The sequence below is a fragment of the Psychrobacter sp. BI730 genome, assembly GCF_013414195.1.
Lineage (GTDB): Bacteria > Pseudomonadota > Gammaproteobacteria > Pseudomonadales > Moraxellaceae > Psychrobacter.
The window spans coordinates 84,646-101,156 of the sequence record NZ_JAATTV010000013.1; the positions used below are offsets into that span (position 1 = coordinate 84,646).

At 44.2% G+C, this 16,511-nt stretch carries 12 protein-coding genes and 1 pseudogene; 5 read left to right on the forward strand and 8 right to left on the reverse strand.

All coding sequences use genetic code 11. From position 1 onward, the window contains the following. Nucleotides 1-11: 11 nt before the first annotated feature. Entirely contained in the window at nt 12-614 is a 603-nt protein-coding gene (locus tag HCZ91_RS10575; protein ID WP_179799352.1) for a DUF2799 domain-containing protein, read from the reverse strand. A 209-nt stretch (nt 615-823) separates the two neighbouring features. Continuing rightward, a complete protein-coding gene (gene nhaA, locus HCZ91_RS10580; RefSeq protein ID WP_179799353.1) occupies nt 824-2,026 on the reverse strand; it encodes a Na+/H+ antiporter NhaA in 1,203 nt (400 codons plus the stop codon). A gap of 465 nt (nt 2,027-2,491) precedes the next feature. Here nhaA and HCZ91_RS10585 point away from each other — a divergent pair, with 465 nt between their 5' ends. Further along, nucleotides 2,492-3,247, forward strand: a complete 756-nt coding sequence (locus HCZ91_RS10585) for a TSUP family transporter (protein WP_101206038.1) — start codon at nt 2,492-2,494, stop codon at nt 3,245-3,247. Between the two features lie 118 nt (nt 3,248-3,365). Here HCZ91_RS10585 and HCZ91_RS10590 read toward each other — a convergent pair whose 3' ends face one another. The 3 genes from HCZ91_RS10590 to radC all read right to left on the reverse strand — a co-directional run bounded on the left by HCZ91_RS10590 (nt 3,366) and on the right by radC (nt 9,230). Then, nucleotides 3,366-4,742, reverse strand: a complete 1,377-nt coding sequence (locus tag HCZ91_RS10590) for a dicarboxylate/amino acid:cation symporter (protein WP_102091812.1) — start codon at nt 4,740-4,742, stop codon at nt 3,366-3,368. A 524-nt stretch (nt 4,743-5,266) separates the two neighbouring features. After that, nucleotides 5,267-8,197, reverse strand: a complete 2,931-nt coding sequence (locus tag HCZ91_RS10595) for an acyl-CoA dehydrogenase (protein ID WP_179799354.1) — start codon at nt 8,195-8,197, stop codon at nt 5,267-5,269. A gap of 349 nt (nt 8,198-8,546) precedes the next feature. Beyond that, nucleotides 8,547-9,230 carry a DNA repair protein RadC gene (gene radC / locus HCZ91_RS10600; protein ID WP_179799355.1) on the reverse strand — a complete coding sequence of 228 codons (684 nt, stop codon included), beginning with the start codon at nt 9,228-9,230 and terminating at the stop codon, nt 8,547-8,549. Between the two features lie 128 nt (nt 9,231-9,358). On the opposite strand from radC, the pseudogene coaBC reads away from it, so the two are divergent. Together coaBC and HCZ91_RS10610 are read left to right on the forward strand one after the other, a co-directional pair. Continuing rightward, nucleotides 9,359-10,726: pseudogene (coaBC, locus tag HCZ91_RS10605) on the forward strand (bifunctional phosphopantothenoylcysteine decarboxylase/phosphopantothenate--cysteine ligase CoaBC); the annotation flags it as partial. Between the two features lie 125 nt (nt 10,727-10,851). Further along, the gene (locus tag HCZ91_RS10610) at nt 10,852-11,634 is read left to right on the forward strand and encodes a sulfite exporter TauE/SafE family protein (RefSeq protein WP_179799357.1); all 783 of its coding nucleotides are present in this window, start codon (nt 10,852-10,854) and stop codon (nt 11,632-11,634) included. Nucleotides 11,635-11,692: 58 nt separating this feature from the next. Here HCZ91_RS10610 and HCZ91_RS10615 read toward each other — a convergent pair whose 3' ends face one another. The 3 genes from HCZ91_RS10615 to HCZ91_RS10625 all read right to left on the reverse strand — a co-directional run bounded on the left by HCZ91_RS10615 (nt 11,693) and on the right by HCZ91_RS10625 (nt 14,708). After that, the gene (locus HCZ91_RS10615) at nt 11,693-12,607 is read right to left on the reverse strand and encodes a histone deacetylase (RefSeq protein ID WP_179799358.1); all 915 of its coding nucleotides are present in this window, start codon (nt 12,605-12,607) and stop codon (nt 11,693-11,695) included. A 145-nt stretch (nt 12,608-12,752) separates the two neighbouring features. After that, on the reverse strand, nt 12,753-13,562 hold the full coding sequence (locus HCZ91_RS10620) for a YbjN domain-containing protein (protein ID WP_179799359.1): 810 nt from the start codon (nt 13,560-13,562) through the stop codon (nt 12,753-12,755). A 30-nt stretch (nt 13,563-13,592) separates the two neighbouring features. Next, nucleotides 13,593-14,708, reverse strand: coding sequence for a hypothetical protein (locus tag HCZ91_RS10625; RefSeq protein ID WP_179799360.1), 1,116 nt, complete (start codon nt 14,706-14,708; stop codon nt 13,593-13,595). Nucleotides 14,709-14,870: 162 nt separating this feature from the next. Here HCZ91_RS10625 and ccmA point away from each other — a divergent pair, with 162 nt between their 5' ends. Further along, nucleotides 14,871-15,500, forward strand: a complete 630-nt coding sequence (gene ccmA / locus HCZ91_RS10630; protein ID WP_179799361.1) for a heme ABC exporter ATP-binding protein CcmA — start codon at nt 14,871-14,873, stop codon at nt 15,498-15,500. A gap of 135 nt (nt 15,501-15,635) precedes the next feature. Then, the gene (locus HCZ91_RS10635) at nt 15,636-16,292 is read left to right on the forward strand and encodes a heme exporter protein CcmB (protein ID WP_179799371.1); all 657 of its coding nucleotides are present in this window, start codon (nt 15,636-15,638) and stop codon (nt 16,290-16,292) included. Nucleotides 16,293-16,511 lie beyond the last annotated feature (219 nt).

The window sequence follows — 16,511 nt, forward strand, 5'->3', positions numbered from 1 at the left end:
TCGCACCCCAGTTATTCGTAAAAATTACTGGATTGGTTCAATAAATCTAATTGCTGCTGTGTTATTCGGATGCGGCGTTTGGTATCACGAATCTCATCAGATAGAGATAGCAGCCGTGCACGGGCTTCTTTTTCATTAGAAAAGTCTAGCATTTCACCATTTTCTAGCTTATCGAATTCTGATTGATAAGTATCTAGGAGGCGATTGTCTTTGTCTAACTGACTGTCTAAGGTGTAATAATCTAGCCCTTTTTGATTAGCCGCTTGCAATGTATTGGCCATAGTGATCGGGCAAACATTGTTTAACTGACGACCACGTCTGCCAATGTTATAGGCATTATTGATGGTGCAGTATTGTTGCAGACCAAGTTTACGACCGCGCTCCCATGCTTGATAGTCAGGGGCGACGCTGGCTTTGGCACAGGCTTTTGTATGAGATGCTAAGCGGTCTGAATGGTAACCTGCTACGCCATCGTTATAGCCGATAGCCTGCCAGTCACCGACGAGACATTCCTGCTTGGAGAGTGTTGCACAGCCTGCTAGCAGATAAATACTACCGAACACAGATAACCCTAATGCCAGTTGACGTACAACGCGGTGTATAGGTCGGTACATGGTTAGCTCCGATAGCTGTAATAATTATGATAACGATAATAACTATGAACACAAATAAATGATGCTAGCAATTAATCACATTATGCAGCTTTGTCATTGATTGTTAGGACACTTACAGATATCTCGTTAACGCATATATAAACAAAATAGAGCAGCTTATAAGTGGCATCAACATTAAGCAGTACCATTATAAGCTACTCTACGTTTCATTAATGTGGACGAGTCAAATCGACCGATGTACCGCTAGCATTGTCTTTCAAGCTCATTTTTAGCATGATGTAACCTGCGATACCAGAGACGATTGAACCCATGATAATACCCAAGCGCTCATCAAACATAGTGGTGTCGCCAGCGAACGCCAAGCCACCGATGAACAAACTCATGGTAAAGCCGACGCCGCATAATAGGGCTGCGCCGTAGATTTGCTTATAGTCCATACCTTTTGGCATGGTTGAGATACCAAGCTTAAAGATTAGCCAGCACATAATCATGACGCCTAGCTGTTTACCAATAAACAAACCAGCGGCAATACCTAGCGGTACTGAGTGGAATAATTCGGCAAAACCTGCGCCTTCGAGCGAGATACCCGAGTTGGCAAAAGCAAAGATTGGCAAAATACCAAAGGCGACGGTATTGTGTAGATCGTGCTCTAGCTCTTCAAGCGGAGAGTGCTCAGGATCAGTGCGGTCGAACATCGGAATAAACAGTGCTAGTACCACACCTGCCAATGTTGCATGGATACCAGACTTGAGTACGGCAATCCACATGATCAGACCAATGAGTAGATAGGGCGTGATGTTGGTAACGTTACGGCGATTAAGAACATATAAGAACGGCAAACATAGACCAGCTACTGCTAATGATTCTAGCGACAACTCACTGGTGTAAAACAAAGCGATAATCAGAATCGCACCGATGTCATCGAAGATAGCAATAGAGACTAAGAAAACCTTCAAAGAGTTAGGTACACGGTTACCTAAAAGACTCAAAATACCGAGTGCAAACGCAATATCTGTCGCAGCAGGAATGGCCCAACCTTTCCAAAACTCAGGCTCATTGTAGTTAAAGAGCAGATAGACAATCGCTGGCATAATCATACCGCCAAGTGCAGCCCCTGCTGGCAGTATTATTTGCTTGACGTTGGACAGCTCACCGATGAGTACTTCACGCTTAAGCTCTAATCCAACCAAGAAAAAGAAAACCGCCATCAGACCATCGTTGATCCAGTGATGAGCGTCTTTGGCAATCGCAAACTCACCAATCTGAATGGCGACTGGTGCATGAATAAAACCTTCATACCAAACATTAAGAGGGGAATTGGCAATGATCATTGCAGCAATGGCAGCCAATGCTAAGACGATACCGCCTGCTGCCTCAAATTCAAAAAATGCTTTAATCCTTCGTATTGCCATATCATCCTCATTCGCTAAATACAATTTACTAAATAACCTCAAATATCCATCAATGTCTGCGCTACCTATAATTTTGAGGTAGCAAATAGACAGAAACAGTTTCTCATACTCTTATCAATATAGACAACAAAATACGTTGAGCCAGTGCCAACGGTCTACTTTTTTATATTCACAATAGCAATATTATAAAGAGGATTTGACGAGCACAATAGTTGTAAGTCGTTACATCTTTTTAATCAGTCGCTATTCGGCTGAGCATATTTAGAACGTTATTAGACAAATTTAGCAGACTTTGTTACGTTTTTGGCTTTTTTTATGGTTTTATCTTTATAATGAGCAGCGCTGTGCGACGTGTCATTATTTCTTTTGCTAGCACTGGTAAGCTGTCAGCTTATCGATAATGATATTTTAGCCTTATCTCATAACTCCTTTTTCTCTTCTTATCATATTTTGCAGGTCAGTGTCATGGACTTAACTTTCTCGTTAGAGATTATTTTAATGCTTACTGCGGTGGCCGCATTGGCAGGATTTATTGATGCTATCGCTGGCGGCGGCGGGTTGTTGACTATCCCCGCTATGCTACTGGCCAATATCCCGCCAGTATTGACGCTCGGTACCAATAAACTGCAAGCGGCATCAGGCGCACTAGCGGCGTCTATTACTATGATTAGAAAAGGAGTCGTCAAACCGCAACGAATCAAAGTAGCTATCATTGCCGCTTTTATTGGTTCCGTTATCGGTACCATCGCTGTACAGATGTCGCCACCTGACTTGCTTGAAAAGGTGATTCCGTTTTTAATCGCGGCTATCGGTATCTATACATTATTTGCCCCTAGATTAGGTGAAGTAGAGGCTGCACCGCGTATCTCAGAGAGTAAGTGGCAAAAAGTCGTGGCACCGTTGATTGGTTTTTATGATGGTTATATTGGTCCAGGTACTGGTATGTTTTTTGCGCTTGGCAATGTGGCATTACGTGGTCGTCAAATTATCGAAGCGACAGGTGCGGCAAAAGTATTGAACTTATCGACCAATATTGGCTCGCTAATTTTCTTTATTTTGGGTGGTAACGTACTGTGGAAAGTGGGGCTAGCGATGATGGTTGGACAAACCATCGGTGCCTATTTTGGCTCACATATGGTAGTTAAAGGCGGTAGCAAATTGATTCGTCCAGTGATTGTACTGGTCTGTCTGGCAATGTTGACCAAGTACGTGTTTGGCTAATTAGTTGTTGATAGAACCGTATCAACCATTATTATTTACTGATTATTGATCATAAAAAAACCTCAGCCAATTTGACTGAGGTTTTTTATTTTATGCACTTCTATCTAGCAAGCGTGGGTTAGCGGCGACGATCGACATCATCGTATTCACTACCCATGATGCCATCACTAAAGACTTCAGAGAACTCACGCTCATTGTCTTCATCGATATGACCATCAAATACATCTTTTGCACCAGCGTTAGGATCGTTGTAAATAGCCAGATCCATTTTGCCTTCTGATTTTGCCACGATAGTAGTAACAGCAGCATCACCACCGACGTTTACAGCAGTACGTAGCATATCAAGAATACGATCCACACCCAAGATTAGACCAATACCTTCGATTGGTAGACCCACTTGAGCAAATACCATAGATAGCATGATTAGACCAACACCAGGCACACCAGCCGTACCAACAGACGCCAGTACTGACATCAAGATGACGGTTAAGTATTCGGTCACGCCCAAATCAATGCCGTAAATGTTGGCAATAAAGATGGTCGCAGTACCCTGCATGATAGCCGTACCATCCATATTGATGGTAGCACCAAAAGGAACAGTGAACGACGCAACTGAGTTGTTTACACCCATACGCTTGGTAACCGTACGCAAGGTAATAGGAATCGTCGCGTTTGAGCTTGAGGTACTAAAAGCAAAGATCTGTACTTCACGCATTTTTGCCAAGAACGTCTTGATAGACAGGCCTGAAGACACTTTAAGTACAATCATCATGGTGATAAAGAAGTGGAAGGCCAATGAACCGACCAATACCGCAACATAACCGAGTAGTGACCAAATCAAGTCTAAACCTAGCTCTGCCATTGCTTTGGTTAATAGAGCAAATACACCATATGGTGCAAGGTTCATGATGATCGTGACCATCTTTAAGATAACTTCGTTGATTAGCTCTAGGCTCTGCACTAAGCCTTTGGCAGGTTTACCGACCATCAAGATACTGACGCCGATCAAAATAGCAAAGAAGATGATCGATAACATATCGCCATTTGCCATCGCGCTGATGGGGTTCGATGGGATAATGTTAGAGAACACATCAAGTAGAGGCGGCGCTGACGCAGCTTCAAACTCGGCTTCCGTTCCGATATTCATGCCTTTACCGATACCGAATAGCGAGCCAAGACCAATTGCAGTCGCAATAGCGAGTGCAGTGGTTATCATATAAATAATGAACGTTTTGGTACCAATACGTCCAAGTAGGCGAATATCACCAATACCGCATACACCGCAAATCAGTGAGATAAGCACCAAAGGTACGACCAACATTTTTAGCGAGTTGACAAATAGTTTACCAACAATGGCAAGGAAGCCATTGGTGATGTAAGTATTAACAAAGCTACCTTCGCCGTTCAATCCTGAGTAGTTTAGAAATAGGCCCAGTCCAATACCGAGCACCATGGCAACAATGATCTTGCCCGTCAGTCCCAAATTCTTCCACATAATTCATATCCTTTGTGTGCATAACAGCTTTATAGTAAGTGTTCATTAGCCAACATGATTGTACTTATCAGCCTTACTACAAAGCTTGTTATGACTATTAAGTTCCCGTGATTGTCGCTCGATGTCACATTTTCGTGGACAATATAAAAGAATAGCTAAGGGCACTGCAAGATTTTTTTCTGATTTTATTCTAAATGTACATTCCTCGTTACAACTATGTGCCCATAATATAGTCAATATTTATTCTAAACAGTTTGTTTCCCATATGAAACAAAATATTTATGAAAGAGTTTTTAGAGTAAGCGAATATGTCAAACTATTGATATTGAACCATTGATTTCAAGTTATCGAAATGCAAAGAAAAGAATAAGACTCATATGATTAATTAAGCTCAAAATTTCCAATAGACCAAAAAAAGCCAGACTATCGTTTATAAATAGTCTGGCTAATAAAAAGTAAAAGTTTTACTATAAAATCTAATAATACTGAGTTTCTAATAGCAATATTAAAAACAGCATAGACCGTTAAACCTTATCGTCTTCTTCACGTAATAAGGATGATTGGCGTTCTAAAGGTTTGATATTATTATCACTTGCTTCAGTATTGATCTCGTCAGGTGGTGTAATATGACGATTATGATTATTGCCCATACGCTCGTTAAGATGTGATTCAGCATCACGATGTCGATGATCGAGTGCCTCTACTTCAGGCTCTGACTCTTCAAAATCTGTCTGCGAATTTACTTCTTTGACAGTATCTTGCTCACTGACCAACTCTACATCGCCATCACTTTCATAACCATGATTAGGATTGGCATCGCCAGTATGGTCGTCTATATTTGTAGTGCTGTCTAGATCATTAATAGTTGGTTCGTTAGTGGCTAGCTTCTCAACGGCAGATGCATCAGTATCCACAGCGATACCGTTTTTACTCTGAGCGTGTCTTTTTAGCTGTGCGTAATCAGTCAGTTGATGAACCGCATTTTCGAGCGCATGTGGATTGTCACGTTCTAGCGCTTCCGATAGATGCTCGTCAAACGTATCAGTCAATAATGAATCAAAACGCATGGCGTTATATTGAATCAGCACTTCTGCTTCTTCTTCGGTAATGCTGCCATTTTGACTGGCGTGTACCACATGGTCTTCAAAGGTTAGACCTTCAAAGCTGTCTTGATGCTCTGCCTTTTTGAATTTCTGCCACAATGGTTCGATTTCGACCAACGTCTGATAAGTATGTTCCATACGACCAGTCACATCGTCTGCATCGGTATTGTAATAAACCATGGTTTTCAGATAATCGCGGAATGGATTAGCTGAAAAATCATCCATGAAAGTGTCACCCAATTGACGTTTTAGCTCATCGCTTGCTGGGGTAAAGATACGTCCACTTGGGAAAGTCACAAAGCTAACCACATTTGCTGCCATACGATTCGGGAAGTTAGCGAAGAATGACACGAAGGCTTCTTGAATCGTATACAAGCTGTTTTGTAGCGCAACTTCGGCATGTAAGCGCTCAGACTCTGACTTACTACCATGCTCATAAAACTGCAAAATAGCAGTCGCAATAAATAGATGACTATGAATATCTGCTAAGCGACCAGATAGCATTTCTTTACGCTTTAAGTCCCCTGCTAGTAGTCCTAATGCCATATCAGCAGTTAGGGCAAAGCTCGCACTTAAACGGTTGACATGTTTGTAGTAGGGACGGGTAAAGGCGTCTGCGAAACTCGGGGCCTTATCGCTACCACCGATGTAACCTGCGACAAAGGCTTTTGCACCGCGGTTAAACGTGTAGCCCAAATGTTTGAAGAAAAGGGTATCAAATTTTTCAGTGGCCGCCGCTTTGTCTTCGCTTTGTAGTAACTGAAGCTCGTCGAATAAATAAGGATGACAACGCATCGCACCTTGGCCAAAGATCATGAGTGAGCGGGTCAAAATGTTGGCGCCTTCGACAGTGATAGAGACAGGAATCGCCTGATAAGGTGTCGCTAAGAAATTACGCGGACCCATTTGCACAGCACGACCACCGACCACATCCATACCGTCGTTGACGACGCTACGCATGGTTTCAGTCGCATAGTATTTGGCCATGGCCGTCATAACAGATGGCGTGCCACCTTGGTTTAATCCGCAAGTGACCAAATGACGGAACGCTTCTAACATATAAGTGTTACTCGCCATACGGCTAGTAGCGTCCTGTACACCTTCAAACTTACCTACGGATATCTTGAACTGTTCGCGAACTTTGGCGAATGCGCCGACAGATAGATAGGTCATTTCACTGGCTGATGTCGATAGAGCTGGTAGAGAAATACCACGTCCAACGCCCAAGCATTCCATCAGCATACGCCAGCCGCGACCAGCGTTTTCGACACCACCGATGATGTAATCTAATGGAATAAAGACGTCTTTGCCATCGACCGTACCATTCATAAATGGTGAGCCGATTGGATTGTGACGTGGCCCTGTTACGACACCTCTGTGGTTAGCTGGAACGAGGGCACAAGTAATGCCATAATCGGTTTTTTTAGGATTACCAAGCAGACCTTCAGGGTCGTGCATTTTGAATGCTAAGCCAACAACAGTAGCGACAGGTGCTAGGGTAATCCAGCGCTTAGAGAAGTTCATGCGCAGGCCAAGCACTTGTTCGCCTTCGTGCATACCGTAACAGACCACACCTGTATCAGGAATCGCGCCTGCATCAGAGCCAGCTTCAGGCCCAGTCAAACCAAAGCAAGGCACTTCATCACCTTTTGCAAGACCTGGCAACCAGCGCTGCTTTTGTTCGTCTGTACCGTAATGCATCAATAGCTCACCAGGGCCGAGCGAGTTGGGAACCATACAGGTCACAGCGGCAGTCGGCGAGCGCGAAGCGATTTTACTCATTACACGACTTTGCGCATAAGAGCTAAATTCTAAGCCGCCAAATTCTTTTGGAATGATTAAACCTAAGAACCCATTACTTTTGATAAATTGCCATGCTTCAGGTGATAGGTCTTTATCTTTATGCTGGATTTGCCATTCATCAAGCATGGCACATAAGGTTTCTACTTCATTATCGATGAAACTCTGCTCTGCTTCTGAAAGCTGCGGATAAGGATAATTGGCAAAGGTATCCCAGTTCGGCGCACCCATAAACAGCTCTTTTTCCCACCAACTAGTACCTGCATCGAGCGCTTCACGCTCTGTATCACTCATACTCGGCATCGTACCGCCCAGCGCTTTATAGACAGGCTTAGTGATTAACGATTGGCGAAGCGGTGCAACGAGTAAGACCAAGCACAGTAGTGCCATTGGTATACCCAAAATGAGCGACCATGGGCTGATAATTGCGGTGACGATAACCGTAATTAGGGCGACGATGCTACCGGTGACCCGTGATAAGGACAACAAAAGGATGGCCAAGACCACGGCTAACTGAATGATGACTGCCAAAATAAACAAGCCAATTGCCATGACTATCTCCTTTGAAACGCTGAATAAAAAATGCGAAAAGTACGTAAATGAAAGAGCTAACTATAATTATTTTTTGTCTTGCCACTTACTGTCTTATAAATATGTCGAATGATTTGTTAATCTCTAAATGCTCGGTTCTACGTCTTTTAAATATCAGTATTAATGGCCTAGTAAGTAACTGACAAATAAATGACAAGAATGGCTACTAATATGAAACAGTTGTCGATAACTATCAAGAGCCAAAATGCTACGCTCTGTCGATGATATGTATCAAACACAATTGTTTACAGGTTAGTTATATGTCTAGTCGAAACACGTAGCTAGCCATTATCGAAAACTTGTCAAAGAGCTAACCAAAAGGGGCAAGGCAGCTTTCGGCATAAGACAAAGTGTCGTTACGTCCGACAATGATGTGATCGACAAGCGAGATATCCAATAGGTCGCAGGCTTTTTTTAGCTCATAGGTCAGTAAGTTATCTGCCGTTGATGGCTTGGCATCGGTATGAGGATGATTATGCGCGATGATAAGTTGGCTAGCAGCGTGGCTTAGCGCATGCCGCAGTACGTGCTTGATACAGACAGAACATGATGAGATACCACCAGTAAATAATATCTCAAAGTCTAAAAGGTTGAGGGCATTATCCAGACAGAGTACCGCAAACACTTCACGATGCTCACCGCGCAACTGAGTGCTGATATAGTCTTTGACTGCTTGGGAGCGGCCGAGTGCTTGCCCGGTTTTGAGTTGGCTGTCCAGATAGCGCGTACCCATCTCAAGTGAGGCTAATATTTGGGCGTATTTTGCAGGGCCAATACCATGGCAGGCAAGAACCGTCTTTTGAGGGGCGGCTAATAGCTCGGCTAAGCTACCAAACTGATCAATCAAATGCCGCGCTAATTCAATCGCTGATTGAGACTGAGTACCCGTACGCAAAAATATGGCCAGTATCTCGGCGTCAGACAAATGAGCTGCACCAAATTTTAAAAGTTTTTCGCGTGGCCTGTCATCCTCATGCCAGTCTTTGATCGCCATGGTCATTCCTTGAAAATGGGTTGATACTTGTTATCTGAGATAGATACGGAAAATCTTACCCAATTTATCTCATAATTGTTACTATAAGCGCAATTTTATCTTTTCACTTTTTTGTTGATGCCACGCTTATGTCCAATATTGTGCTTGCTATTACTGGCGGTATCGCCGCTTATAAATCTGCTATATTTGCCCGCTTGTTAGTTAAGGCAGGCTTTGATGTGCGCGTTATCATGACGACAGGTGCACAAGCATTTATCACACCGCTGACTCTACAGGCGTTGACGGGTAACGAGGTGCACGTGTCGTTGCTCGATGAGCAGGCAGAGGCAGGCATGGGGCATATTGAGCTGGCCAAGTGGGCCGACTTAATCGTCATTGCACCTGCTTCAGCCAATACGCTTGCGCGTCTGGCCATGGGTATGGCTGATGATCTATTGACTACAGTGTGCCTTGCCACTACAGCGCCTGTCATTATTGCTCCTGCCATGAATCAGCAGATGTGGGCGCATCCAGCGGTCAATCTAAATGTGCAAACCTTGCGCGATATGAATTATCAGATTATCCAGCCAGCTAGCGGTGAGCAAGCGTGCGGTGATGTCGGAGCAGGGCGATTGCCTGAGCCTGAGCAGTTATTGGGTGAGGTTTTACTGTTCATAGCGATGAACACAACGCCGCAATTGCTGGCAGGCAAAAGAGTGGTCATTACCGCAGGTCCCACCGTAGAAGCGATTGATCCTGTACGTTATTTATCTAACCACTCTTCAGGAAAAATGGGCTTTGCATTGGCGCGCGCCTGTGTGGCTGCTGGTGCAGACGTTGTCTTAATCGCTGGTGGTAAAGTGGCATTGCCCACGCCGCTTAATGTCACACGGATCGATGTGCTGTCTGCTGAAGATATGCTGATAGCGGCGCAGCAATGTGTAGATGGCACGCATAGCGAGCTTCAATTTGTCCTTGAAGAAGAGCACGACCATTCTCATGATCACACGCATGGTCATTCTCATAACCATTCCCATTCTGAAGAGCATTATCATGGCGACTGTGGTTGCGGTGATGACGATGTAAGCGACCATGACCATAATGACTTGCTACATTCTCATGATGACAACCAATTTGTAAAAGCAGATATCTTTATCGCGACCGCAGCCGTGGCAGATTATCGTACAGAAGAAGCCGCACCGCAAAAAATCAAAAAGACACAAGATGCCATGACGCTCAGTCTGGTTAAAAACCCTGACATTCTAGCGACGATTTCTCTTGCGCATCCGGAGCTATTTGTCGTTGGTTTTGCCGCAGAGACGCAAGATGTCGAGCGTTATGCCCGTGGTAAGTTGGTAGCAAAAGATTTGGATATGATTGCTTGCAATGATGTCTCACGTGTAGATATCGGTTTTGCTAGTGATGACAATGCGATGCAGGTGTTTTTCTCTGAGCGCTATGAGCGTGACGCGGTAACACTTGAGAAGACCAGTAAAGATAAAATTGCTGAGCAACTGGCTAGCATTATTGGTCAAGCAATCGGTCAACGTAAAGAGAGTTAGAGCTACAGGCGCTAAATCTGATAGCTAGCATGTAGATAGTGTGTAGATATGGACGCTGAGCCTCAAATGGTGTGACCGATATGATGAATATAGCTGGTAACGATAACACTCAGATGCTAGTGCTGACGATCATTTTTGCGCTTGCCTCACTGCTGCATGGCATTAGCGGACTTGGCGCAACGCTAGTGACGACCACTGCGCTTGCTAGTATGTACCCATTGCAACACGCTATTGTGCTAGTGATTTTCCCCTCGCTAGTCGTTAATGTGATGACATGGCTAGTAGGCGGTGAGCGCACCATTTGGCAAAACTTTATCTACTACGGCAGACGTTATTGGTTGCTTGCGCTTACTAGCCTATTGGGTAGCATTTTAGGTGCGAAACTATTGCTATGGGTCGATAGCGCTTATATCCTCTTATTGTTGGCCGCGGTCATTGCCTTCTACGTTGTGAGTAGTTTACTCGGCAAACAAATCCGTCTACCAAACACCAAGCCTATGTTGATTGCCGTTGGCTTTGGTGCAGGCGTCATCGGGGGCTCGACCAATGCGATGTCGACTATCCTGATGATGTATCTATTGTCTGCTAGTGACGATAAAAACACCATCGCCAAAGTCGGTAACATGTGCTATTTCTTGGGAAAGATTGCTCAAATTATCGTGTTGCGTGAGCCCATCATGGCACTGAGCAGTGGTGAGTGGCAGCTGATTACTTTTTTGAGTGTGCTGTCTATAGTGACTCTTTTGGTTGGAATCCGTTTGCGTCGCTATTTACCGCAAGCGCGTTTTCGTCAGCTTATTTTATTGATTTTAATCGTGCTTGGAATACGTGTGGGTTGGCAAGGCATTACCGCATTGTTATAGCTAAACTATACAAGCCATTCCAATTCTGAAATCGCCTTTACCTTTCAGCGATATTTTATTAGGCCAATTCCTCAAAAAATATCTGCTGTGCCAAACGAAAGGTATTGCAATGCGCTTCGACCACGTCTTCGATATCTTCTGAGTAGCCGCCACCCATCACGATAGCGACAGGGGTATTGGCGGCTTTTGCTTGCTGCAGAACGTATTCATCACGCGCCTTGCACCCTGCTTGTGTCAAGCCAAGTTTGCCGAGCTTATCGGTAGCGAGCACGTCGACGGCAGACTGATAAAAAATCATATCTGGCGCAACCTCAGCGATTAAGCGTGGCAGTGTATCTTCTAATATCTGTAAATACTCAGCATCGCCGGTATCATTGTCTAGCTCAATATCTAAGTCTGATACTTGCTTACGAAACGGATAGTTCTTTGCCCCATGCATGCTAAAGACAAAAACGCGTGGCTCATCTGCCATGATACTGGCGTTGCCATTGCCTTGATGAACGTCCAAATCGATAACTAAAATCTTCTTTGCCTGTCCACGATTTAGTAGTAAGCTGCTAGCGATACAAACATCATTGAAGACACAAAACCCTTCTCCATGACCAGCAAAAGAGTGATGGGTGCCGCCTGCAACATTCATAGCCACGCCATATTGCTGAGCATATAGCGCGCACTCATACGTTGCATGGGCAATATAACGACCGCGCTCGACCAACTGCGGGGTCATCTCAAATCCGATGGCACGTGCGGCCTTGCGCGGCAGTGTTTGGGTCTTAAGCTGATACCAGTATTCTGCGGTATGCGTGGTCAAAATCTCATCTTCGCTTAAGCGAGCAGGGGCAAAGAAGTTATCCTGATTAATAGTCCCTTCTGCTACTAGACGCTCAGGAATCATGATGTACTTTTGCATGGGGAAGCGGTGCTTTTCTGGCACGGAATATCGAAAGACGTCAGAGTAGGCAATTTTTAGCATAAGATTTCTAGCTTAGTATTGATTGTTTTTTGGATAGAAAAATAAAGAGATAAGTATCCGCTATCGTAGATTATGGCTTGACTGAAAAACCAGTTTATCGGATGAACTGAACTATTGAACAAACTGAGTTATCGAACAAACTGAGCTATTGAACAAACTGAGTCGGTAAAAAGAACGTGCGCGCGTCTGATTGTTGACGTAGCTCGACAAGTAGCGTTTGCATGTCTTCGGCAGGGTCTTGATTATTAACCAAGTTGCCAAAAAGCTCGTTGGCGACCGTGGTCATCGCAACCACGCTTTGCAGTAAATGCTCAATAATCTCATTATCTATACCAACTGCTTCGACATCGATAGCATTTTTGTAGCGTATCTCACCATCGTTGACATCCATCTCTAGATTACCGACTAGCATGTCATAGTTGATTTGGGTGATGAGTAGCATCGCGGCACTTTGATAAGTTTCTGGTATCAAAAATGGTAAGATGCCATAGATGGCCAGTAGTTTGTTTTTTTCTTGCACCCGAAACAGATAGCCACAGTTTATTTGCTTATGACGCATTCTCAAGGATAAATGATGCGATTTTTGGCTATCGTTGGTTTTGGGTCGATAATGCGTGTAGTGCCACTGTTTGTCATTGAAGTATTGCTTTAAACAGTCGACGATAGGCGTGTCACTCTGGTTTTGAGACTCTGCACTTGCGCTATCGGTTTTTAAGTTATCGGTTTTGAGTTGAGATGTATTTGCTTGTGCTTGAGTGTTATCCTGTTCATTGCCTTGTTTCGCCTCTAACTCATGAGAGATATCAGCTGATATATTTTTTGTATTATTAACCTCGCTATCAGTAAGTGATGCATGTCCTTGCTCGCTTGCACCATCGATGACTGACTGCGGGGCGGCAGCAGTCAGTAACCGTTTGATCTTTTGCCACAAGCTGAGTTTATTGCGTTGACTCATAATAGTATGCTGACAAGTAAGAGTTATAAATTAATCGTGAGTGAATGCCAAGCCTTCTTTGATAGCAGGCTGTGCATAAAACGCTGCTAGCATTTCACGAATATGAGCTGTTAACCAAGGCGTCTCGAGAGCATCGTACACGATAGGCAGTAGTGTAGTGCTACATTGCTTCATGGCCGCTTCATCAATGTGTAAACTCGCCGCAATGGTCGCCATCGTGTCAGACTGATGATTGGCATACCAAGTGTCAATGCTTGCCGAGACTAAGCTGTGCAGATACGGTGACAGTCGCAGGCGGTTATAGCTTTGTTGGATACTGGCTTCGATATGGTCAATGCTACTATTACCGGGTTCATCGCTTAAGTAGGTTTGTATCTCGCTGATCGGTTGGTCTTTGATGCGATCCCAGCCCATAACCATCAGACGCGCCACTTCTTCGTTTGACAAGTGTTCTTGGGCATTGGCCTCGGCTTTGCGCGTCAAATCTTTGATATTGCGATGCAAGTAAGTTTGTAGTTTTTCATCGAGGTTTCTGTTGGTCGCCTTTTCAAAAGAGCTGCGTCCAAGCTTCATCAATTTACCAACGCCACCTGCTTTATCGAGGGTGCTTTCCATAAAGTCATTGATAGCGTGATAGAGTGTTTGGGTCAATAAATCTGCAAAGGTTTCGTTACCGACCAGCGTATGAATCAATATATTACGCTGCTGCTCATGGCTACCGATATAGTTGGCCAGCGTTTCAACTTGAGCATCATCGACCAGCTCAGACAAAGGCACGTTGTCATTGACTGGATGATAAATAATAGTGTGCAAAATATCACGGATGTCAGTACGCACCACCTCAGTCATCGGCTGATTTAACAGCCAGTCTTTCATCAGCTGCTGTAAATGGTCACAGGTAATATATTTGCTTAAAGGCTGCGCACCAAACCATTGCCAAGCTTCCATCGCTAGTGGCTCAGCTTGATTGTGCAACCACTGCTGCATAAAGTTGACTTGAGCATCAATCAAGCTATCTACTGTCAAACAGCTGGCTGATAGCTCTTTTGACAAGTTAGTGTCTGCGTTATCAGTCTCTGTATCAGTCTCTGCAGCAGTATTATGTTTTTGGCTATCTTGTGAAGTCGGCATAGGTTTTGAAGTCATATTTTAAAGTCGTATTTTTTTGAGGTCGTACTTTTTGAAGTCAGAGTAATCGACAATTTGTTATACTGTGTGTTTGTAGCGAGCATAGGGTATTATGCCACGAACATGGCCTTTGTTTGTGATGAATATTGACTGCTGCTTGATAAATAACCAGAGGTTTTGATGACGGTTTTGGGTACGCCTTTACTTGCACTTGATGAGCTGACGGTTCAGCGCGGTGAGATACCGCTGTGCGAAGGAGTTGCGTTGCAGCTATCTACGGGTAGTATTTGCCATCTAATCGGGGCAAATGGGACGGGAAAGACCACGTTACTCATGCAATTGGCTGGATTGTTACCTGTTTTGTCAGGTAGAGTTATTTATCAAGGACAATCGTGCCTGCCTATCCAGCCCTTATATGTCTCACACCAGTTGGGCATCCATCCGAATCTGACAGTAGCACAAAACCTAACGTTTCTACTGAACTTATATGGTATTACTCCAAGCGCTGCTGATATTGATAATGCGCTCACATGGGTTGGGCTACAAGGGTTTGAAACGATCAGCTCAAGTCATCTGTCCGCTGGGCAAACGCGGCGCATCACGCTGGCACGATTGTACTTGTTAACTCCTGACGTGACACCGCTCTGGTTACTTGATGAGCCTTTCACGGCGCTAGATGTCGATATGGTGGCACGTATGGAAGAGCGGTTATGCGATTTTGCACAGGCTGGCGGGTCGATACTAATGACCAGTCATCAGGCAGTCGGGGTCGCCAATCAGGTACTCGATTTGTCAGATTATATGGTATAAGTTTGATTGCTATCAGTACCATCAGTATACGTGCAAGGACAAATAATGACAGACAGTCCAATACAAGTAGGATCAGTAGCCGCTATGAATAAAAGTCCAAATGCTATTGTCGCAGTGCCTCGCAGTATTGGGTTTATGCAGCTGTGGCGCCGTGAATGGCAAGTCAAGCAGCAAGGAGCGGTACAATGGTTGTATCCGTTAGTACTGTTCTTAGTGATTATTACTTTGTTTCCGTTGGCAGTCGGTAGTGAGCCTGCGCTATTGCAGCGTCTGGGCGTATCAGCAGTGTGGATTGCTGCGTTGCTGTCACTGGTAATGGGCGTTGATGGATTGTTCAAGCCTGCGCTTGATAATGGTACGCTGGCGCAATTGGTCGTGGCCAAAGCGTCATTACCGCTATGGGTTCTTATTAGACTGGTCATTCATTGGATTTTTAGTAGTGGTATTGTGGCAGCGCTTAGCTTGCTTGCCGTGCCGTTATTTCAGCTCAGTTGGTTTGAAGCGTGGATATTGATGGCGTCTATCGTGACAGGTAGTCCAATGCTCCTAATGCTATCCGCGATTGCCAGTAGTTTGACGCTATCGTTAAAGAATGGGGCAGTATTAGTGCCTTTGATTGCTTTACCGATGCAGTTGCCAGTCTTGATTTTTGCTACGGGTGCGGTTGATTTATTTGCCTCTGGGCTGAATGGTTTGCCTATCTTAGCTTTATTACTAGCAGGAAGTATTGTTTCTGTCCTAGTTATGCCTTGGGTGATTGCTACCACTTTAAAGATGTCATGGCTTAATTAAACGATTTGCTTGTTGCAATCTTAAAATCCAGATTTCGAAATTTGATTATCTAAACCCAGTTATATAAATCTAGTTATCTAAGCATAGCCATCGAAATCTAGTTATCTGCATCACATGTATTAACATCGTGGTGAAAACTGGCAATTTTGCTATAATAGTCAATTGAATACGTAAACAGCTCTTTGTAGATTCTATCCAGTGTTTAACGCCAGCAGGTGA